This is a genomic window from Flavobacterium pygoscelis (genome assembly GCF_023162025.1).
GTDB lineage: Bacteria > Bacteroidota > Bacteroidia > Flavobacteriales > Flavobacteriaceae > Flavobacterium > Flavobacterium pygoscelis.
In genome coordinates this window covers 173,247-192,338 of the sequence record NZ_JALNUB010000002.1, presented here as the reverse complement: position 1 = coordinate 192,338, position 19,092 = coordinate 173,247, and the positions used below count along the sequence as shown (strand labels likewise).

General features: G+C 30.6%; 23 protein-coding genes. 16 read left to right on the top strand and 7 right to left on the bottom strand.

Annotation, left to right across the window (positions count from 1 at the left end; translation table 11 throughout):
- Positions 1–48: 48 nt before the first annotated feature.
- Together folP and MW871_RS03115 are read left to right on the top strand one after the other, a co-directional pair.
- A complete protein-coding gene (gene folP / locus MW871_RS03120) occupies positions 49–873 on the top strand; it encodes a dihydropteroate synthase (protein WP_248427521.1) in 825 nt (274 codons plus the stop codon).
- Positions 873–1,496 carry a hypothetical protein gene (locus MW871_RS03115; RefSeq protein ID WP_248427520.1) on the top strand — a complete coding sequence of 208 codons (624 nt, stop codon included), beginning with the start codon at positions 873–875 and terminating at the stop codon, positions 1,494–1,496. The genes folP and MW871_RS03115 overlap by 1 nt, the downstream gene beginning before the upstream one ends.
- 37 nt (positions 1,497–1,533) lie before the next feature.
- On the opposite strand, the gene MW871_RS03110 is transcribed toward MW871_RS03115, so the two are convergent.
- The 4 genes from MW871_RS03110 to MW871_RS03095 all read right to left on the bottom strand — a co-directional run bounded on the left by MW871_RS03110 (position 1,534) and on the right by MW871_RS03095 (position 3,761).
- The gene (locus tag MW871_RS03110) at positions 1,534–2,103 is read right to left on the bottom strand and encodes a helix-turn-helix domain-containing protein (RefSeq protein WP_248427519.1); all 570 of its coding nucleotides are present in this window, start codon (positions 2,101–2,103) and stop codon (positions 1,534–1,536) included.
- A gap of 103 nt (positions 2,104–2,206) precedes the next feature.
- Positions 2,207–2,680 carry a 23S rRNA (pseudouridine(1915)-N(3))-methyltransferase RlmH gene (gene rlmH / locus MW871_RS03105; RefSeq protein WP_188050430.1) on the bottom strand — a complete coding sequence of 158 codons (474 nt, stop codon included), beginning with the start codon at positions 2,678–2,680 and terminating at the stop codon, positions 2,207–2,209.
- A 115-nt stretch (positions 2,681–2,795) separates the two neighbouring features.
- Complete coding sequence (locus tag MW871_RS03100) at positions 2,796–3,287, bottom strand: CIA30 family protein (RefSeq protein ID WP_188050431.1); 492 nt, start codon at positions 3,285–3,287, stop codon at positions 2,796–2,798.
- Between the two features lie 27 nt (positions 3,288–3,314).
- Positions 3,315–3,761, bottom strand: a complete 447-nt coding sequence (locus MW871_RS03095; protein WP_248427518.1) for a hypothetical protein — start codon at positions 3,759–3,761, stop codon at positions 3,315–3,317.
- Positions 3,762–3,975: 214 nt separating this feature from the next.
- Between MW871_RS03095 and nadC the strand changes: the two genes are divergently transcribed.
- The 4 genes from nadC to priA all read left to right on the top strand — a co-directional run bounded on the left by nadC (position 3,976) and on the right by priA (position 8,838).
- A complete protein-coding gene (gene nadC, locus MW871_RS03090; protein ID WP_248427517.1) occupies positions 3,976–4,833 on the top strand; it encodes a carboxylating nicotinate-nucleotide diphosphorylase in 858 nt (285 codons plus the stop codon).
- Positions 4,830–5,741 (top strand): YihY/virulence factor BrkB family protein, encoded by a 912-nt coding sequence (locus tag MW871_RS03085; protein WP_188050434.1) that lies wholly within the window; start codon positions 4,830–4,832, stop codon positions 5,739–5,741. Before nadC ends, MW871_RS03085 begins: the two co-directional genes overlap by 4 nt.
- A 142-nt stretch (positions 5,742–5,883) precedes the next feature.
- The gene (locus MW871_RS03080) at positions 5,884–6,312 is read left to right on the top strand and encodes a DUF2147 domain-containing protein (protein ID WP_210646299.1); all 429 of its coding nucleotides are present in this window, start codon (positions 5,884–5,886) and stop codon (positions 6,310–6,312) included.
- Between the two features lie 75 nt (positions 6,313–6,387).
- Positions 6,388–8,838: a replication restart helicase PriA gene (gene priA, locus MW871_RS03075; protein WP_248427516.1), complete on the top strand. Its 2,451-nt coding sequence runs from the start codon at positions 6,388–6,390 to the stop codon at positions 8,836–8,838.
- A gap of 113 nt (positions 8,839–8,951) precedes the next feature.
- On the opposite strand, the gene MW871_RS03070 is transcribed toward priA, so the two are convergent.
- Entirely contained in the window at positions 8,952–9,647 is a 696-nt protein-coding gene (locus tag MW871_RS03070) for a LytR/AlgR family response regulator transcription factor (protein ID WP_188050437.1), read from the bottom strand.
- Positions 9,648–9,814: 167 nt separating this feature from the next.
- Between MW871_RS03070 and rpsF the strand changes: the two genes are divergently transcribed.
- The 6 genes from rpsF to MW871_RS03040 all read left to right on the top strand — a co-directional run bounded on the left by rpsF (position 9,815) and on the right by MW871_RS03040 (position 14,539).
- Entirely contained in the window at positions 9,815–10,156 is a 342-nt protein-coding gene (rpsF, locus tag MW871_RS03065) for a 30S ribosomal protein S6 (RefSeq protein ID WP_188050438.1), read from the top strand.
- A gap of 2 nt (positions 10,157–10,158) precedes the next feature.
- A complete protein-coding gene (rpsR, locus tag MW871_RS03060; protein WP_066077030.1) occupies positions 10,159–10,455 on the top strand; it encodes a 30S ribosomal protein S18 in 297 nt (98 codons plus the stop codon).
- A 66-nt stretch (positions 10,456–10,521) separates the two neighbouring features.
- The gene (rplI, locus tag MW871_RS03055) at positions 10,522–10,965 is read left to right on the top strand and encodes a 50S ribosomal protein L9 (RefSeq protein WP_210646301.1); all 444 of its coding nucleotides are present in this window, start codon (positions 10,522–10,524) and stop codon (positions 10,963–10,965) included.
- A gap of 216 nt (positions 10,966–11,181) precedes the next feature.
- Positions 11,182–11,655, top strand: coding sequence for a DUF6495 family protein (locus MW871_RS03050; RefSeq protein WP_188050440.1), 474 nt, complete (start codon positions 11,182–11,184; stop codon positions 11,653–11,655).
- 76 nt (positions 11,656–11,731) lie between these two features.
- Positions 11,732–13,729 carry an NAD-dependent DNA ligase LigA gene (ligA, locus tag MW871_RS03045; RefSeq protein ID WP_248427515.1) on the top strand — a complete coding sequence of 666 codons (1,998 nt, stop codon included), beginning with the start codon at positions 11,732–11,734 and terminating at the stop codon, positions 13,727–13,729.
- A gap of 108 nt (positions 13,730–13,837) precedes the next feature.
- Positions 13,838–14,539 (top strand): hypothetical protein, encoded by a 702-nt coding sequence (locus MW871_RS03040; RefSeq protein WP_210646304.1) that lies wholly within the window; start codon positions 13,838–13,840, stop codon positions 14,537–14,539.
- On the opposite strand, the gene MW871_RS03035 is transcribed toward MW871_RS03040, so the two are convergent.
- Both MW871_RS03035 and MW871_RS03030 read right to left on the bottom strand, forming a co-directional pair.
- Entirely contained in the window at positions 14,536–15,447 is a 912-nt protein-coding gene (locus tag MW871_RS03035) for a bifunctional metallophosphatase/5'-nucleotidase (protein WP_248427514.1), read from the bottom strand. The two genes, MW871_RS03040 and MW871_RS03035, sit on opposite strands and share 4 nt — an antisense overlap.
- Positions 15,448–15,605: 158 nt before the next feature.
- The gene (locus MW871_RS03030; protein ID WP_248427513.1) at positions 15,606–16,382 is read right to left on the bottom strand and encodes a 5'-nucleotidase C-terminal domain-containing protein; all 777 of its coding nucleotides are present in this window, start codon (positions 16,380–16,382) and stop codon (positions 15,606–15,608) included.
- Between the two features lie 46 nt (positions 16,383–16,428).
- On the opposite strand from MW871_RS03030, the gene MW871_RS03025 reads away from it, so the two are divergent.
- The 4 genes from MW871_RS03025 to MW871_RS03010 all read left to right on the top strand — a co-directional run bounded on the left by MW871_RS03025 (position 16,429) and on the right by MW871_RS03010 (position 19,091).
- Positions 16,429–16,947 carry a DUF6913 domain-containing protein gene (locus tag MW871_RS03025; RefSeq protein ID WP_427854620.1) on the top strand — a complete coding sequence of 173 codons (519 nt, stop codon included), beginning with the start codon at positions 16,429–16,431 and terminating at the stop codon, positions 16,945–16,947.
- 7 nt (positions 16,948–16,954) lie between these two features.
- The gene (gene dapA, locus MW871_RS03020) at positions 16,955–17,836 is read left to right on the top strand and encodes a 4-hydroxy-tetrahydrodipicolinate synthase (protein WP_188050446.1); all 882 of its coding nucleotides are present in this window, start codon (positions 16,955–16,957) and stop codon (positions 17,834–17,836) included.
- Between the two features lie 134 nt (positions 17,837–17,970).
- On the top strand, positions 17,971–18,765 hold the full coding sequence (locus MW871_RS03015) for an outer membrane protein assembly factor BamD (protein ID WP_188050447.1): 795 nt from the start codon (positions 17,971–17,973) through the stop codon (positions 18,763–18,765).
- Positions 18,766–18,773: 8 nt separating this feature from the next.
- Positions 18,774–19,091, top strand: coding sequence for a DNA-directed RNA polymerase subunit omega (locus MW871_RS03010; protein WP_073017603.1), 318 nt, complete (start codon positions 18,774–18,776; stop codon positions 19,089–19,091).
- Position 19,092 lies beyond the last annotated feature (1 nt).

The window sequence follows — 19,092 nt, the reverse complement described above, 5'->3', positions numbered from 1 at the left end:
ATAATATTCTTGATTGGAGAATTTTGAAGTCTATAAAAATATAAACGAATGACTATTAACTGCAAAGGAATACTGGTTGACTTAACAATCCCCAAAGTTATGGGGATTTTGAATGTAACACCCAACTCTTTTTACGACGGTGGAAAGTATAAAAAGGAATCTGAAATTCTTTCTCAAGTTGAAAAAATGCTCAACGATGGAGCTGCTTTTATTGATGTTGGCGCTTATTCCAGTAAACCAAACGCGGAATTTGTTTCAGAACAGGAGGAAATTTCTAGAATTATTCCTGTTGTAGATTTAATTCTAAAACATTTTCCTGAAACGATATTGTCTATTGATACATTTAGAAGTCAAGTCGCCAAGGTTGCTATAGAAAGTGGTGCAGCAATTATCAATGATATTTCAGCAGGAATGCTAGATGCTAAAATGTTAGAAATAATAGGCAAATACAATGTTCCTTACATTATGATGCACATGCGCGGTAACCCGCAAACCATGCAAGCGATGACTACTTACGAAGATATTGTCAAAGAAATGTTATTTTACTTTTCTGAAAGAGTGGCAGCAGCACGAAGTTTCGGAATCAATGATTTGATTTTAGATCCTGGATTTGGATTCGCCAAAACTATAGATCAAAATTATGAGGTTTTTCAAAAATTAGAATTGTTTAAAATGATAGAATTGCCATTGCTGGTTGGTATTTCAAGAAAGTCAATGATTTACAAAACGCTAGATATTGGAATCGAAAATGCTTTGAATGGGACTACAGTTTTAAATACATTGGCATTGACTAAAGGAGCAAAAATTATCCGTGTTCATGACGTAAAAGAAGCCGTAGAATGTGTTACCTTGTTTACTAAAATTAATTTATAATGATGAAATATTTTACTCTTGTTGTTCTTTTATTTTTATTTTCTTGTGGAAATAAAGAAGATATTATGTTGCCAAAAGCGGCAACAACTATTGTTAAAAATGTTGATGATTTATCTCCAATTTATATCTTCTTTCGAACAAATGGCAAAGATACTTTAGCAGAAGTAAACCGAAAAAACAGTATTATTTCTACTAATTGGATCCTAAATATTGACAAACGTTTGCCAATGCGTTTGGTAATTCCTGAGATTATGAAATTACAAAAAAAGAAACGCGAAGAAAAAGCACATAAGAACGAAAAAGCTGAAAATTATTATTCTTATGCCGATACGATTGGAAAAAATTTAGCATTTATTCCTTTTACAAATGTTTATTATAAAATGGAGAAACCTATTGGAACTGTAATTTATATCAACAAGAAAAATGAAATTTTAATTGACAATAATATTGTAAAAAGAGAAGACCTGAAAAAATATTTACTAAAATTAAAAGACGAATCAAAAGAAGTTACTTTTTGTTTTGACAAACAGATGTCTTATGGAAGTTATCTACAAAATAAAATTTTTATAGAAAGTTTGATTCCTACAAAAGTAAATGTGGAAAGAGATGAATTTGTGTTTTAGTGGAATAAATTTTTATTAATCTTAGCGAATGATTCGCTTATAGATCAGGCGATTTTTCTCTATTCATAAAATTGTCTCCATAAAACAAAGTGAAAAGCGCAATTGATAAACAAACGACTAAACCTGTTAAAAAAGCTGTCGGAAATCCCACACTAATTATTGATGCAATAATATAAAGAAAAAGCCCGCTGCCAAATTTCAAAAGTCTTTCTGTTTTATTAATATTTTTTGTCAATAAAACTATGAATATTGGAATAAAAAAGCTTAAAAGTAATGCTGCAAATCGACTATTCAAATTTGCTTCAGAATCTAAAGTTAACCAACCTATAATTCCCATTAAGACCAAATTTATTACAATTAAAAACATATACTCGAAAAACAATTCAGCATAATTCTTTGTAATTTTATTTTGTTTAAATTCAGAAATTGTATTATTTATTTCTAATACATCAAAGATTAATTTTAATGTGCTTTCGCGTGGCTTATTTTGATTATTCTCAATTCTTTGAATTGTTCTCAAGTTCACTTTAGAAATTTCTGCAAGCTCTTCTTGAGTTATCTTTTTATCTTTTCTAGAATTATAAACTAATTCGCCTATTGAAATCATGACACAAGTTTTTAAAGTTAGTTGTCAAATTTACTGTTATTCATTCATAATTTTAACGACTTTATTTGACAATTGGACGACATTACTTAGTCAAGACTTACTTTTACTGATGATGATATGGTTCGTTCTTTAAAATCGTAAATCCTCGGTATAATTGTTCAATAAAAAATAATCGGACCATTTGGTGCGAAAATGTCATTAAGGAAAGTGAGATTTTACCTTGAGCTTTGGCATAAACCGTGTCTGAAAAACCATAAGGACCACCAATTACAAAAACTAAAGTTTTAACGCCTGAGTTCATTTTTTTTTGCAATTCTTCTGAAAAAGTGACACTCGAAAATGTTTTTCCGTTTTCGTCTAGTAATATAAGTTGGTCTGTAGCAGTGATTTTAGACAAAATCAATTCTCCTTCTTTTTCTTTTTGTTGACTTTCCGATAAGTTTTTTACGTTTTTGATGTCAGGAATAATATCCAAATCAAATTTGATATAAAAAGACAATCGTTTCGTATAGTCGTCTATTAAAGTTTGTAGAGCTTTGTTATCAGTTTTACCAATAGCAATGAGTTTGATATTCATTTTTATTAAATTTCAGAAATGCAAATATATATAAATTACAAATTTTGAAATGTACTTTAATGATGCAAGTTTTTTGAAAACATTTTAAAAATGACAGGAATTAAAAGGTGTTAATTTATTTTATCAGAATTTGATCAATAAGCAATTCAAAATGTTCTCTTTTTTTATTGCCTATTAAAAATGCAATTTCCTCTAAATTTGAACCATCATAATTAGGTAAGTCTAATTTTCTACCTCTAAAATAAGGTTGGAATTCAGTGATTGGAATTTCAATGTTTTGCCAATCTCCATTGGTTTCAAAACTATAAATATAGGAATGAGAATCACTTTTACTGTTTTTTAATCTAAACTGATATATTTTTCCATCGCCTTTTATGTAAAGGCAAATCATTTTGTTTTTGTCTAGAATAATGGGCTCAAAAGCATATTTAACAGAACAAAATCCACCATTGTTTTCTAATGAAACCATTCCTTCAAAAGAACCATGATGTTTAATATTTAAATTTATTTTACTTTCTGATATGCCTCCCATTACACTATCATTTACCACTTTCCAGAGGGAAATTTCACAGTTTTCATGAAATTTAAATAGTGTAATTGGTTGCATTTTGATAGCGTATTTATAGTTATAAATTTATTCTTTAGGTAACGGTTCACCAACAGCAATGTCACATCTATGATTGGCTTGACCGTGTGGTGGGTTCATTCCTTCAGCAGTAACAACTGTTTCAGAAGGTGTAGCAGTAGTAGTGTAAGTCATTGTAGGAGCAGGAGCACTTTGCTGATTTTTTGCGGCAGCAGGAGAATTTAATGGTGCACCAACTGGAATATCACAACGATGTCCTGGTTGTCCATGTTCTGGATTCATTCCTTTTGCAACGGGAGCTGCAGCAACTGAATTATTGGTTACCACTTGTTGCTGTTGTGCGTTTGCTTGAGATTGTTGAGCTTTCATTTGAGTGCCCACTTCTGTAAAAGGAACAAGAGTGGTCTTAATCGTATTGTTATCTAGGGTATCTTCTTTTTTACAAGAACTCATTAATAGTGATGTTGCAAAAATTAGAGTTAAATAATATCTCATTAAATGTTTTTTTTAAAATGGGGTTTAAATTACTATTTTCAAATATATGATTTTAAACAGTAAACCCAAAAATATTATAATTCATTTTGCTTTTCTTATTTCTTAAATTGTTTTGTTAGAGAGATTTTTAAAAATTTGTAGCATTTCTAACTTTACAAATTTTCAAATCCACAAAATATACATTACTTTAGCCTTCCATAAATTTTATGTAAAAATGATTAGCGAAAAACAATTCAAGCAAGAATTAGATCTAATAATAAAAAATGCTATTCTCGAAGATGTAGGTCCTGGAGATTATAGTTCTTTGGCATGCATTCCAGATTCAGCTACAGGTAAAGCAAAATTACTGGTCAAAGAAGACGGTATTATTGCTGGAGTAGCTTTTGCAAAAATGATTTTTGAATATGTAGATCCTAATATGCAAATAGAGACTTTTATAGCAGATGGAGCTACTGTTAAAAAAGGAGATGTTGTTTTTCATGTTTCAGGAAGTTCACAATCAATATTAAAGGCAGAAAGGGTAGTTTTAAATTCGATGCAACGGATGTCGGCTATCGCAACAAAAACAAAAAAATACGTGCATTTGTTAGAAGGTACCAACACTAAAGTATTGGATACTAGAAAAACAACACCAGGTTTTAGAGCTTGTGAAAAATGGGCAGTTAAAATAGGAGGTGGAGAAAATCACCGTTTTGCTCTCTATGATATGGTAATGTTAAAAGACAATCATATCGATTTTGCGGGTGGAATTACTTTGGCAATAGCCAAAACAAAAAAATATTTAAAAGAAAAGAACTTAGATTTAAAAATAATAATTGAAGCTAGAAATTTAGATGAAATTGATGAAATATTAAGAAGTGAAGGCGTTTATCGTATTTTGATAGACAATTTTAATTTTGAGGATACTAAAAAAGCTATCGCTATGATTGGTAACAAATGCTTAACAGAATCATCCGGTAATATAAATGAGAACACAATTCGGCAGTATGCAGAATGTGGAGTGAACTATATTTCTTCTGGTGCCTTAACGCATTCCGTATATAATATGGATTTGAGTTTAAAAGCAATATGAGTGTAGAAATTGAAGCTAAAATTGAAAAAATTCCAATCATTCGGAATCTTGTTCATGGTCTAAAAAAGATAAAACTTCCTTGGTTGGAAGGTTTGTCTTTATATGATTTATTAGAACTCTATGGTTTAGGAATTGTAGAAAGTGCTTTGACTTATCATGCGAGCGCAATTGCCTTTAGTTTCTTTATGGCATTATTTCCATTTGCTCTTTTTATTTTAAATTTAATTCCTTTTATACCTATTACAGGCTTTCAGGAAGATTTTTTAATGTTTGTTAAGGATGGTGTTCCTCCAAATACTTATGATGCAATTTATAAAATCATTAATGATATTCTGAATAATAGTGATTCGGGATTATTGTCTTCTGGATTTATGTTATCCATTTTTTTAATGGCAAATGGATTAAATGGAATTTTAGGTGGTTTTGAAACTTCAAGACATGTTCTAGTAAAAAGAGGTTTTGTACGCCAATATTTAGTAGCATTGAGTATGTCGTTGCTTTTGTCCTTGTTATTAATAGTTACGGTATCTACAATTGTAGTTTTTGAGGTTGTTTTGCAACAAACAGTATTTAGTGATCAAGTACAACTCATTGTTTTAGGACGTTATGCATTTGTTATTTTGATGATTTTAGTTACCACTTCAATCCTTTTTAAGTTTGGAACAAAACAAGTTAAAAACAGAGCTTTTATATCTATCGGATCTGTATTTACAACAATCCTGATAGTTTTAGATTCTTATTTTTTTGGAATTTGGGTAACAAAATTCTCAAAATATAATGAATTATATGGGTCAATAGGAACATTATTGGTTTTGATGTTTTACATTTGGATCAATTGTATGATCTTATTATTAGGCTTTGAACTAAATGCGACCGTAAATAAATTAAAAACAAAAAATAATAACTAACTAAATTAAAATAGCTTTTACTATTAGGAGCTATTTCCTGTTTGAGAAAGATTGAAATCTTGGCATGATTATTTCATTTACCAAATTAGGAGAAAAATTTCTCAACAATCTTAGGAACTTCAGGACTTAAAAACAAAAAAAAATGAAAAACACAATCACAATCCTCTCTCTATTTGTTTCAATGGCTTTTTATGCTCAAGGAAATACAGTTATGGGAAAATGGAAAACTATTGACGATGAGACTGGTAAAGCTAAGTCTATTGTCGAAATCTATGAGCATTCAGGTAAAGTTTACGGTAAAGTTGTAGATATTTTAGATGCAGACAAGAAAAAAAACTTATGTACTAATTGTACAGGCGAAGATAAAAACAAGCCTGTAATGGGACTTGTAATTATAAAAGGTTTGTCAAAAGATGGTAGCGAATACAATTCAGGAAAAATTCTAGATCCTGTTTCTGGAAAGACTTACAAATGCTTTTTAGCCTTAGAAGGAAATGATAAATTAAAAGTGCGTGGTTATATTGGTCTTTCTTTATTTGGAAGAACGCAAACTTGGCAAAGAGTAAAATAAATTTAAATTGTGAGTTATGAGTTTAGAGTAAAGATTCAATTCATAACTCAATTCATAACTCATAATTAATTATAGATGTATTTTGTAGAGGTCATTTTGCCACTTTCTTTGGCTAAAACATTTACTTATAGTGTTTCTGAAACAGAGTTTCATTACATTAAAATAGGAATGAGGGTAGCCGTTCCTTTTGGAAAAAGTAAAATATATACGGCTTTAGTTATTGAAATTCATCAAAACAAACCTGCGCTATACGAAGCGAAAGAGATTCATCAAATTTTAGATGAAAGACCTATAGTTACTCCAATTCAAATAGCCCATTGGCAATGGATTGCTTCTTATTATATGTGCGCTATTGGAGATGTTTATAGAGGGGCAATGCCTAGTGCGCTTTTGCTAGAAAGTGAAACCCTTATTTCTCAAAAAACGGATCTTTTTGTCGATACTAGCCTGCTTTCTGATGATGAGTTTCTAATTTATGAAGCTTTGCAGCAGCAAAATTCATTAAAAGTTCAAGATATTATTGCAATATTAAACAAGAAAAATATTTTTCCTGTTATTCAAAAATTAATTGACAAGAATATCTTAATTCTTCACGAAGAAATACAAGAAAGCTACAAGCCTAAGCTCGTTCGGTACATTCGTTTGCATCCTAAATATAATTCTAATCAAGGTTTAAGTGAATTGCTTGAAATCCTTAAAAGTGCTAATAAGCAAAAGGAAATCGTAATGCGTTATTTTCAATTAAGCGCAGCCGAAAAAAAACCGATAACAGTCAAAAAACTAGTAGAAGAGGCTAATTCTTCTTCTGCAATTGTTAAAGCTCTGATAGAAAAGGAGATTTTTGAAGATTATTTCTTGCAGGAAGACAGAGTAAATTTTAAAGGCAAGATAAACGAAAAAGAATTAGAATTAAGTGAGGCACAGCAAAATGCCTTTGTTGCTATAAAAGATAGTTTTATTCAAAAAGAGGTTTGCTTACTTCATGGTGTTACTTCCAGTGGTAAAACTGAAATTTACATTAAACTTATTGAAGAATATCTAGCAAGCGGAAAACAAATCTTGTATTTATTACCAGAAATTGCTTTGACAACACAATTAGTAGGTCGATTAAGAGCTTATTTTGGAAATAAAGTAGCTGTTTTCCATTCGAAATACAATAACAATGAACGCATCGAAGTTTGGAATCAAGTATTGCAAAATTCTGAAAAAGCACAAGTAGTAATAGGAGCAAGGTCTTCTTTATTCTTACCATTTGATAATTTAGGATTTATAATTGTTGATGAGGAGCATGAGCAAACCTTCAAGCAAGTTGATCCTGCGCCTCGTTATCATGCGCGTGATGCAGCAATAGTATTAGCTCATTCGCACAAAGCAAAAGTTTTATTGGGTTCAGCGACGCCTAGTTTAGAAACCTATTTTAATGCTACATCTGAAAAATTTGGTTTAGTAGAAGTGTCAAAACGATACGGAAATGTTATGATGCCTATTATTGAATTAGTAGATCTTAAAGATAAATATTTCCGAAAGAAAATGACTGGACATTTCAGCGATGTTTTAATTGCTGAAATTACAACAGCTTTGTCATTAGGCGAACAAGTTATTTTATTTCAAAACAGAAGAGGCTATTCACCCATTGTAGAGTGTATTACTTGCGGTCACGTTCCGCAGTGTCAACAATGTGATGTGAGCTTAACGTATCACAAACATAAAAATCAATTGCGATGCCATTATTGTGGTTATACCATGGCAAAACCAACGAATTGTCATGCCTGTTCGAGTATAGATTTGACCACTAAAGGTTTTGGAACCGAACAAATAGAGCAAGAATTACTTTCTATTTTTCCAAGTTCTAAAATAGGGAGAATGGATCAAGATACGACTAGGGGAAAGTTTGGTTTCGAAAAAATTATTGATAGTTTCAAGAATAGAGAAATAGATATTTTAGTAGGTACGCAAATGCTAGCTAAAGGATTGGATTTTGATAATGTAAGTTTGGTAGGAGTTATGAATGCTGATAATATGTTATACCATCCGGATTTTAGAGCTTTTGAGAGAAGTTTTCAAATGTTAACACAGGTTGCAGGAAGAGCAGGAAGAGCTGAAAAACAAGGTAAAGTTATTATACAAACTTACAATCCGAATCATAATACGATACAACAAGTGGCAAATAATGATTATGTTGGAATGTATAAAGAGCAGCTTTATGACCGACAAATTTATAAATATCCACCGTATTTTAGGATCATCAAATTAACATTGAAACAAAGGGATTATGACAAATTAAAAGAAGGTGCAATGTGGTTGTATCAAGTAATGAGTCAAAATTTGAATATGCCTGTTTTAGGCCCAGAAGAGCCACTTATAAGCAGAATTAGAAATGAATACATTCGTACCATTATTATTAAAATACCTCAAAATACTTCTATAGGTGCTACAAAAATTACTATTCAGAAAATGTTGAATAGTTTTGAAGCGGTTGCTCAATATAGGGCTATAAAAGTAATGTTGAATGTTGACTTTTACTAAAAAAGATTATTTGATATTACTACTATTATAGATTATTGATGACTTATAAATAAAATCCCCCATTTTTTTTAATTAAAAAAATGGGGGATTTATAATTTATTGATTTTAGTCTTTTAAGAGAATGAAAGCGCTTTGACTAAGTCTTCTTTCTTGTGTCTACTTAAAGGTATTTTAGTCATTCCAATTTCGGCATACTTGCTATTAAAACGCTCTACTTTATCAATATTGATGATGTAAGACTTATGTACTCTGACAAATTTTTCTTTTGATAAATCATTCTCAAAAGATTTCATCGTCGAAAGGACTAGATTGCTATCGTCTTCGGTTACAACTCTAACGTAATCACCAAAAGCTTCAATCCACTTAATTTTAGAAGTGAAAATTTTTAATTTTTTTAAATTACTTTTAATAAATATATGTTCTCCTTCTTCTTCTTTATTGTCTTTTTTTAATAAGTGAGAATCAATAGCTCTTTTTACTGACGAATTAAAACGATCAATCGCAATAGGCTTTTGAAGGTAATCTGTTGCATCATAATCAAAAGCTTTCATAGCATATTCAGCCTTAGAAGTGATAAAGATAATTTGAGGTTTTACTTTTAAACCATCAAGAAAATCAAAGCCACTAATAACAGGCATCTCAATATCAAGAAAAATCAAGTCAACGTTATGTATAGCCATACAATTCTTGGCTTCAATAGCATTAGAGAAGTCGCCTATTAAGTTCAAATTTTGATGATTATTAACTAACTTAGCTATTATCATTCTCTGGATAGAACTATCATCCACTACGACACAGTTTAGTTTCATAAATAATGAATTTTTAGATTTGGCTACGTAAACATACTTTTTTTATTTGAAAAAAACCAAGTGAATTTCCTTTTTTTTAGTCATTCGTCGAATAAAAGGAGTTAAGACTTGTTTGTTTAAAAATATTGATTACTTTTGCACCCAAAATAACATATAAATATATTTTTATGAATCATTATGAAACTGTTTTCATTTTAAATCCCGTTTTATCTGACACACAGGTAAAGGAAACAGTAAGCAAATTTGAAGATTTTCTTACTAGTAGAGGAGCAGAAATGGTATCGAAAGAAGATTGGGGTCTTAAAAAAATGGCTTACGAAATTCAAAACAAAAAATCTGGTTTTTACCATTTATTCGAATTCAAAGTACCAGGAGAAGTTCTTATTGCTTTTGAAACTGAATTTAGACGTGACGAAAGAATTATGCGTTTCTTAACTGTAAGTTTAGACAAACACGCAATTTCTTGGGCGGAAAGAAGAAGAACTAAATTAAAAGCAACAAAAGCGTAATCATGGCTACACTACAACAATCGGCTTCAGGAAAAAAAGACGGAGATATTAGATATCTTACGCCTTTGAATATAGAGACAAACAAACAAAAAAAGTATTGTCGTTTCAAAAAATCAGGTATCAAATATATTGATTATAAAGATGCTGATTTCTTATTGAAATTCGTAAACGAACAAGGAAAAATTCTTCCACGTCGTTTAACTGGAACTTCATTAAAATACCAAAGAAAAGTTTCAGTTGCTGTAAAAAGAGCTCGTCACTTAGCTTTAATGCCATACGTGGCGGATTTACTAAAATAATATTTAACAAAGTTTGTTGGTTTTCTGAAATATGAAACCTAACTTCTATAATACAAGGACAACAACATGGAACTTATTTTAAGACAAGACGTTCAGAATTTAGGATTTAAAGATGATATCGTTACGGTAAAAAATGGTTACGGTCGTAACTTTTTGATCCCAACTGGTCAAGCACATTTAGCTACTTCTTCTGCAAAGAAAGTATTGGCTGAAAACCTAAAACAAAGAGCGCACAAAGAAGCTAAAGTTGTTGCAGATGCAAAAGCATTAGCAGAAGCTTTAAAAGCTATCGAAATTAAAATCTTCGCGAAAGCAGGTGGTGAAAAATTATTCGGTTCAATCACGAATATTGATATCGCAGCAGCTTTAGCTAAAGGTGGACAAACAATCGATAGAAAATTCATCACTAGCGGAATCGTTAAACGTACTGGTAAATATACTGCTAACGTTCGTTTACATAGAGATGTAATCGTTGAATTGGATTATGAAATTGTTGCTGAAAAAGCATAATTTCTATATTTAGATATCTAAATCCCGATGAAAGTCGGGATTTTTTTTGTTTTAATTACCTCAAGAAATACCGAAGAAATTGATTTTTTTTCTTGAAAATAATTTTATTTCAACACCATTCTAAGATTCTTTTCAATTTCGTGAAAAAGTGATTATAATTACAAGTCATAAAAAATTGCTTCGCGCTTTAATGCCTTAGCGGCAAAATTTACTATTATGAAATACTCCAGATTAACTAAAGAACAATTTGAGGAACTAAATCAGGAATTTAGTACTTTCCTAGCGACGCAAACTATTGATAAAGCAGAATGGGATACCATTAAAAAAGAAAAACCAGAAGTGGCTGAACAAGAATTAGATGTTTTTTCTGATTTGGTTTGGGAAGGCGTTCTTACAAAAGCAGAATTTTTAGAGCATTTTTCTAAAAATCATATTTTTCTTTTTCAATGTTTTGATACCCACGTACAATCTATCGTGTTGAAGTCTTTGGTTCCCGAGACTGATTTTTTAACTAAAGAAGGATTGCAGTGGTTAAGCGACAATATGTTTACCGATACTATTGAAATGAAAATAGGAAAGAAAGAATTTACAGAAGATCGAAACACCTCTCTTTTTGCATTGATTCAGCAAGGTGCATTTTTAAGTGATGGACTTTTGTATAAACAAATAAATTCGATTATTGAGTCGTAATTTTAGTGTTTTTATTTTTAAATTGGTTATTTTAGTACGCTTTTACAGAAACTAAAATAGCCAATTTTTATTTTATATGGACATCCAAAATACAATTCAGACTCTCAGAGAGGAATTAAATCAACACAATTATAATTACTATGTGTTAGATGAAGCATTAATTTCTGATTATGATTTTGACTTGAAATTAAAACAACTTCAAGAACTTGAAAATCAGCATCCTGAATACTTTGATGAAAATTCTCCAACACAAAGAGTAGGTGGTGCTATAACCAAAAACTTTCAAACAGTTGCGCATCAACAACGCATGTATTCTCTTGATAATTCCTATTCTAAAGAAGAATTATTAGATTGGGAAAAACGCATTCAAAAAGTATTAGGAGACGTTCCTTTAGAATATACGTGTGAATTAAAATACGATGGCGCATCAATTAGTATTACTTATGAAAATGGAATTCTAAAACGTGCGGTAACTCGCGGAGATGGTTTTCAAGGTGATGATGTTACCAATAATATTAAAACTATAAAATCAGTTCCATTAAAACTGAAAGGAAATTTCCCTGAAAAGTTTGATGTTCGTGGAGAGATTATTTTGCCATTTGCTGGGTTCGAAAAAATGAATCAGGAATTGATTGAAATAGGTGAAACACCTTATTCTAATCCTAGAAATACAGCTTCAGGAAGTTTAAAATTACAAGATAGTGCCGAAGTAGCCAAACGTCCTTTGGATTGTTTATTGTATTTTTTAGTAGGTAACAATCTTCCTTTTAAAACTCAATTTGAAGGACTAGAAGTCGCTAGAAACTGGGGGTTCAAAGCGCCTAAAGAAGCTATATTAGCTCGAAATTTACAGGAGGTTTTTAAATTTATTGATTATTGGGATACACATAGACACAATCTTCCTTATGAAACGGATGGAGTAGTGGTAAAGGTTAATTCTTTTCATTACCAAGATGAATTGGGTTTTACGGCTAAATCCCCACGTTGGGCAATTGCTTATAAGTTCAAATCAGAACAAGTTTCTACAAAATTAAATTCAATTTCTTATCAAGTAGGACGCACAGGAGCAATAACTCCTGTTGCTAATCTAGAGCCTGTACAATTAGCAGGAACCATTGTAAAAAGAGCTTCTTTACATAATGCTGATCAAATAGAAAAACTCGATATCAGAGTTGATGATACCGTTTTTGTAGAAAAAGGAGGTGAAATTATTCCTAAAATAATTGCCGTAGATTTAAGTAAAAGACCACAGAATTCAGAACGCACAAAATACATTACCCACTGTCCGGAATGTGAAACTTTATTGGTTCGCAATGATGGTGAGGCTAATCATTACTGTCCTAATTTTTATGGTTGCCCTCCGCAAATTATTGGCAGAATTCAACATTATATTTCTAGAAAAGCAATGGATATTGAAGGACTAGGTGGTGAAACCGTTGCGCTATTATTCTATAATGGGTTGGTTCATAATTATGCTGATTTGTATGAATTAACAGTGGATCAAATTCTTCCTTTAGAAAGAATGGCTCAGAAATCTGCAGAAAATTTGGTTAAAGGTGTTCAAAATTCCAAAAATATACCATTTGAAAGTGTATTATTTGCTTTGGGAATTCGTTTTGTGGGTGAAACTGTAGCTAAAAAATTAGCAAAATACTACAAGTCTATTGATGCTTTAAGTAATGCAACTTTACCAGATTTGATTTTAGTAGACGAAATAGGCGAACGTATAGCAAAAAGTGTAATAGAATTTTTTGATAATGCTGAAAATAAAATTATTATAGAGCGATTGAAAAATTATGGAATTCAGTTTGAAATTATAGAGAAAATAAATCTAAATGCGACCAATAAACTTGCAAATAAAACCTTTGTAGTTTCTGGAGTTTTTGAAAAATTCTCACGGGATGACTTAAAGAAAGCAATTGAAGATAACGGAGGAAAAGTGGGAAGCTCTATTTCTACCAAAACGGATTATGTGGTTGCTGGAGAAAATATGGGACCAGCAAAACTGGAGAAAGCTAGTAAACTCAATATTCCGATTATTTCAGAAATTGAATTTATGAAATTAGTAGAATAATAATTTGTACATTTATTATTAAATTAAACTTATTTACTCTAAGTCGCTCTTTATGAGTGGTTAATGGTGAATTGGTGTATTTTATAAATTGAAAAAAAACAAATTATTATGTTTACTCTTAAACATGAAAATAGGATTGGAAAAAGCTTGTCTTTACTTTTTTTTATCATAGTGATAATTGAAGTAGTGATAGAATTCTTTTTTGATAAAGGCTTGTTGTTTTTTTTTAAACCATTATTGTCAATTGGGATTATGGTTCTTTATTGGAACATGTCTAAAAAACGAAATTGGCTCTTTTTTATAGTTCTCTTTCTTTCCTTAATTACTAATGTTTTGTTTATACCCAATACTCAATATTTATTGTTTTTAGGTCTACTCGTTTTCTTAGTACACAGAATCCTTTTAATTTATTATGTTATTCAATTAATTAAACTCAAAGATTACATTCCTTTTTTTATAGCGATAATCCCTTTTGTATTTATTTTTTTCTATCTCTTGTTAATTTCTACTGGTATCGACACCAAAAGTTACGTTCTACTAGTGTTTCAAAACATACTAATATCTGTAATTGGAGGTCTCGCTTTATCAGAATATCTAATGGATCCTAACAAAAAAAATGCTTGGTTGTTTATTTTTGGATTATTGTCTCTGACACAATATTTTATTGTTTTTATAGAAAAATATTATTTATCTAACTTAGCGCCAATCGTGTTTAGACCATTGGCGATGTTGCTAAATGCGGGTGTTTATTATGTTTTTTATCGCTTTGTTATAGATGCAGAAACGAATGCTATGAAAAACATCAGTTAAACCACGATGGATCTTCCTTGGTGTGTTTTGTTTTTGTCCGAATCAAAAAACACATCAATTCTTCCAAGATTAATTCCGTAACATCCTACTTGGTTTACTAGTACGTCTTTATCCTCAATATTTTTCACAATAGTTGGTTTATCTAGAAAGGTGTGCGTATGTCCACCAATTATCATGTCAATATCTTTTGTTAAAGTAGCTAATTTTAAATCACATATTTTATTAGGTTCATTTTTATAGCTGTAACCAATGTGAGACAAACAGATAACCAAATCGCATTTAAGTTCTTTTTTTAATATACGAACCATATCTTGAGCAGTTTCCACAGGATCATTGTAAACTGTTTCTCCGTACATTTTTTTATCAACCAAACCTTGTAATTCAACTCCCAATCCAAAAACACCCACTTTTATTCCGTTTTTATCAAAAACTTTATAAGGTTTTACAAACCCATTCATAACTGTATTTTTAAAATCGTAATTAGCCGATATAAAATCGAAGGTAGCATGCGGAAGTTGAGCATATAAACCTTGTAAACCGTTATCAAAATCATGGTTTCCTATAGCAGAGGCATCATATTTCATCATGCTCATTAGTTTAAATTCTAATTCTCCTCCATAATAGTTAAAATAAGGAGTTCCCTGAAAAATATCTCCTGCATCAAGAAGCAGTACGTTTGGATTTTCTTTTCTAATTGTTTCTATCAATGCTGCTCTGCGGGCTACACCTCCCATATTTGCATTTCTCGGATGATCTGCCGGAAATGGATCAATATAACTGTGTACATCATTGGTATGTAAAATGGTAAGGTGTTTGGTCTTTGCGGTTTCAAAACTACTTAAGGAAAGTCCTAAACTCAATAAAGCTGAAGTTGCAGCTGTTTTTTCTATAAATTCTCTTCTTTTCATTTTATGTATTTTTAGTGATCGCCAGTATAAGGCAAATAACAATCAGGAGCTTTTTCCCGCTTTACGCTGTATCCACGCTAAAAAGCGTGGGATGCCGCTTCAATCGGGGCTAGGGGGTAACGTTTCTAAAGAATATCTTTCTTTCCGACTTCTTTTATCTATTCAACAGTTATTCTAACATCAGTAATTACTGGAATGGTATCTACTTGCTTAAAATAGTCAATAAGTATGTCTCGTAACTTGTAATCTAAATAAAATTTCTGAACTGCTTTTTTAAAGAAATTCATATTATCGCCACCATCAGATAAATAATCATTTGTTCCTACATAATAAATAGTCTCTTTTTGAAGTGGTTTTCCTTGAACTAATATATTTTTAGACTGATTGTTTTTATCAATTGTAAATGTTATTCCAGAAAGAGGATGTGGCTTTTTATCAGCGATAAAGAAATCAACCATTTCATTGATTTGCTCTCCTTTTAAAGCAATTACAACCATACTGTTTTCAAACGGCATAATCTCAAAAGCATTTCTAGCGGTTACATTACCTTTAGGAAGTATAGAACGAACACCGCCACTATTTAGCAAGCAAATATCTATTTTTTTGTTTTCTCTTGCTTCAAATACAAGATTCCCACGCATCAAAGAAACATCTGCCATAAGATTACCAATAGTAGATTGCCATTTTCCGCTTTTATCAAGTGTTACTGGGCAGTAAGCAAGAATACTGTCTAAATCCTTATTAATATGTTCTCTGTATGGTTTTATAAAATTCTCAATTTCAGTAACTTGATTTTCCTTCTCAGTAATAGGAAATTGTTTGCCAACAATCTTAGTGACTTGATAATTTTGTTTACTACACGATGTGACTAAAAATAATGTTAAGAATATAACAAAAAGTTTAGAAACGTCATTATACTTTTTTAGATTTACCATTTAAATGCAACTTAATTAATTAATTTTGTAACCAAGTAAAAGTAATATGTTTTTAAAATATATAAAGGATTTTATTGTAAAAAAAACATTTAAGAATAACTTGGAAAATACAATTGCTATTTTCTCTGATAATAGAATTCAAAAAGTAGGTTTATTGATTGATAAAACTAATTTTTCTGAAACAAAAAGTCTTGTTAAGGATTTGATTAGTAATGGTTTTTTGTCTGAAAATATTAAAATAATCATGTATTGCGATACGATTAATAAAACAGAAATAGAAACCTATCCTACCTTTGGGTCGAGTGCGATTTCGTGGAACGGAAAAATTGTCGATCCAGTTGTTAGTGAATTTATAAATGAAAAAACGGATCTATTGATCAGTTTTTACGAGGTAGAAAGAGCAATTTTATTGCAAATTACAAAACAATCAAAAGCCGAATTTAAAGTTGGTTTTGCAACAATTGATCAACGATTGAATCATTTTATGATCAACACAACTCTTACAGATTATGATATTTTTGTAAAGGAGTTATTTAAGTATTTAAAATTATTAAATAAAATATAAGACTAATATGCAATCATTAATAGGAACTGGTGTAGCTCTTGTAACGCCCTTTAAACTCGATTTTTCAGTAGATACAGAAGCTCTAAAAAGAATTGTAAAATATTCAATTGACGGAGGAATTGAATATTTGGTAGTTTTGGGTACTACCGCAGAAAATGCTACGTTATCAGTAGAGGAAAAAGAATTAGTGATTCGTACAGTAATCGAAGCTAATAAGGGAACTTTACCATTAGTTTTAGGCGTTGGCGGAAACAATACAATGAAAGTAGTAGAAGAGCTAAAAACGAGAGATTTATCTGCATTTGCAGCTATACTTTCCGTTTCTCCTTATTATAACAAACCTACTCAAGAAGGAATTTATCAACATTTTAAAGCGGTTGCAGAGGCATCTCCAATTCCTGTTATTTTATATAATGTTCCAGGAAGAACAGCCAGTAATATGCTTCCTTCAACTGTATTGCGCTTGGCTAATGATTTCAAAAACGTAATTGGTATAAAAGAAGCAGCAGGAGACATTGTTCAAGCCATGCGAATCTTAAAAGATAAACCTAAAGATTTTCTTGTAATTTCAGGAGATGATATGATTGCTTTACCAATGGTTTTAGCAGGAGGTTCAGGAGTTATTTCTGTAATTGGTCAGGGTTTTCCAAAAGAATTTTCTGAAATGATTCGTTTAGGACTGAATAAAAAAGTAGATGAGGCTTTTAAATATCAATATCTATTATCGGATTCTATTGATATGATTTTTGAACAAGGAAATCCTGCCGGTATTAAGGAAGTCTTCCTGTCATTGGGAATTTCAGAGAACACAGTGCGTTTACCACTCGTGCAAGTAGATCATTCTTTATCTGAAAGACTGCATGAATTTGTTAAAAAAATCAATAAATAAGTTTAAATAAAGACTGTTTTTTTAAACGGAAAATATATTTTGAAGTCGCTAAATTAATAACTAAATTTGCCACCGAAACTTCGGTATGATTTCGTAGGTTGTTTCAATCAAGAAATCATGAAAAAAGTAAAAAAATGAAAAAAATAATATCTCTATTGCTTCTTGTTGCTATTTTTAGTTCTTGTAATGAGTATCAAAAAGCATTAAAATCCGAAGATGTTGCTGTAAAGTTTGAAATGGCAACTAAATTATATGATTCAGGTAAATATACTAAAGCAATTCGAATTTTCGAACAAATTGCTCCAGCTTACAGAGGAAAACCGCAAGCTGAAAAATTATTTTACATGTTTGCTCAGTCTTATTATAAAACCAAACAATATTATTTAGCAGGATACCAATTTGAAAGTTTCGTTTCAGGATATCCTAGAAGTGAAAAATTGCAAGAAGCAGCTTTTTTAGGTGCAAAGAGTTATGCGATGTTATCTCCAGTTTATAGTTTAGATCAAACGAGTACTAATAAAGCTTTGGATAAATTACAAATGTTTATTGATAATTATCCTAATTCACAATATTTAGCGGAAGCAAATAGTACTGTAAAAGTGCTTAGTGAAAAAACAGAAAAAAAGGTTTACGAAAACGCTAAAGGATACAATACAATTTCAGATTATAAATCGGCTATTGTTGCTTTAGATAACTTTGTTTCTGATTATCCAGGAACACCTTTTAAAGAAGATGCATTGTTTTATAAGTTTGATTCTGCTTATCAACTAGCGATTAATAGTATTCCTTCTAAAATGGAAGAAAGACTACTTGTTGCTAAAGCGGCACATTCAAATTTGATTAAATTTAATGCTGAAACAAAATACAAAAAACTTGCTACCGAAATGTTAGCGAGAATTGAAAAAGATTTACAAAAATTTACTAAATAAATAAAGTCATGGATTTAAAAAAGACGAATGCTCCAGTAAATACAATAACTTACAACAAAAGTGTTATTGAGGAACCTACTGGTAATGTGTATGAAGCAATAACCATTATGGCTAAAAGAGCAAATCAAATTAACTCTGAAATCAAAAAAGAATTGACAGAGAAATTAGAAGAATTTGCTACATATAATGACAGTCTTGAAGAAGTTTTTGAAAATAAAGAACAAATTGAGGTTTCTAAATTTTACGAAAAATTACCAAAACCACATGCTTTAGCAGTTCAAGAATGGTTAGATGGTAAAATCTATCACAGAGATTCTAATAAATAAT

What these genes read in the sequence shown, in the direction of transcription:
- MW871_RS03030 (WP_248427513.1), bottom strand. Translation starts at nt 16,382, where the DNA reads ATGGTAAATCTAAAAAAGTATAATGACGTTTCTAAACTTTTTGTTATA.
- dapA (WP_188050446.1), top strand. Translation starts at nt 16,955, where the DNA reads ATGCAATCATTAATAGGAACTGGTGTAGCTCTTGTAACGCCCTTTAAA.
- MW871_RS03025 (WP_427854620.1), top strand. Translation starts at nt 16,429, where the DNA reads ATGTTTTTAAAATATATAAAGGATTTTATTGTAAAAAAAACATTTAAG.
- MW871_RS03050 (WP_188050440.1), top strand. Translation starts at nt 11,182, where the DNA reads ATGAAATACTCCAGATTAACTAAAGAACAATTTGAGGAACTAAATCAG.
- MW871_RS03040 (WP_210646304.1), top strand. Translation starts at nt 13,838, where the DNA reads ATGTTTACTCTTAAACATGAAAATAGGATTGGAAAAAGCTTGTCTTTA.
- nadC (WP_248427517.1), top strand. Translation starts at nt 3,976, where the DNA reads ATGATTAGCGAAAAACAATTCAAGCAAGAATTAGATCTAATAATAAAA.
- MW871_RS03080 (WP_210646299.1), top strand. Translation starts at nt 5,884, where the DNA reads ATGAAAAACACAATCACAATCCTCTCTCTATTTGTTTCAATGGCTTTT.
- MW871_RS03070 (WP_188050437.1), bottom strand. Translation starts at nt 9,647, where the DNA reads ATGAAACTAAACTGTGTCGTAGTGGATGATAGTTCTATCCAGAGAATG.
- folP (WP_248427521.1), top strand. Translation starts at nt 49, where the DNA reads ATGACTATTAACTGCAAAGGAATACTGGTTGACTTAACAATCCCCAAA.
- rpsR (WP_066077030.1), top strand. Translation starts at nt 10,159, where the DNA reads ATGGCTACACTACAACAATCGGCTTCAGGAAAAAAAGACGGAGATATT.
- MW871_RS03110 (WP_248427519.1), bottom strand. Translation starts at nt 2,103, where the DNA reads ATGATTTCAATAGGCGAATTAGTTTATAATTCTAGAAAAGATAAAAAG.
- MW871_RS03095 (WP_248427518.1), bottom strand. Translation starts at nt 3,761, where the DNA reads ATGAGATATTATTTAACTCTAATTTTTGCAACATCACTATTAATGAGT.
- MW871_RS03115 (WP_248427520.1), top strand. Translation starts at nt 873, where the DNA reads ATGATGAAATATTTTACTCTTGTTGTTCTTTTATTTTTATTTTCTTGT.
- priA (WP_248427516.1), top strand. Translation starts at nt 6,388, where the DNA reads ATGTATTTTGTAGAGGTCATTTTGCCACTTTCTTTGGCTAAAACATTT.
- MW871_RS03035 (WP_248427514.1), bottom strand. Translation starts at nt 15,447, where the DNA reads ATGAAAAGAAGAGAATTTATAGAAAAAACAGCTGCAACTTCAGCTTTA.
- rplI (WP_210646301.1), top strand. Translation starts at nt 10,522, where the DNA reads ATGGAACTTATTTTAAGACAAGACGTTCAGAATTTAGGATTTAAAGAT.
- rpsF (WP_188050438.1), top strand. Translation starts at nt 9,815, where the DNA reads ATGAATCATTATGAAACTGTTTTCATTTTAAATCCCGTTTTATCTGAC.
- MW871_RS03010 (WP_073017603.1), top strand. Translation starts at nt 18,774, where the DNA reads ATGGATTTAAAAAAGACGAATGCTCCAGTAAATACAATAACTTACAAC.
- MW871_RS03085 (WP_188050434.1), top strand. Translation starts at nt 4,830, where the DNA reads ATGAGTGTAGAAATTGAAGCTAAAATTGAAAAAATTCCAATCATTCGG.
- MW871_RS03015 (WP_188050447.1), top strand. Translation starts at nt 17,971, where the DNA reads ATGAAAAAAATAATATCTCTATTGCTTCTTGTTGCTATTTTTAGTTCT.
- rlmH (WP_188050430.1), bottom strand. Translation starts at nt 2,680, where the DNA reads ATGAATATCAAACTCATTGCTATTGGTAAAACTGATAACAAAGCTCTA.
- MW871_RS03100 (WP_188050431.1), bottom strand. Translation starts at nt 3,287, where the DNA reads ATGCAACCAATTACACTATTTAAATTTCATGAAAACTGTGAAATTTCC.
- ligA (WP_248427515.1), top strand. Translation starts at nt 11,732, where the DNA reads ATGGACATCCAAAATACAATTCAGACTCTCAGAGAGGAATTAAATCAA.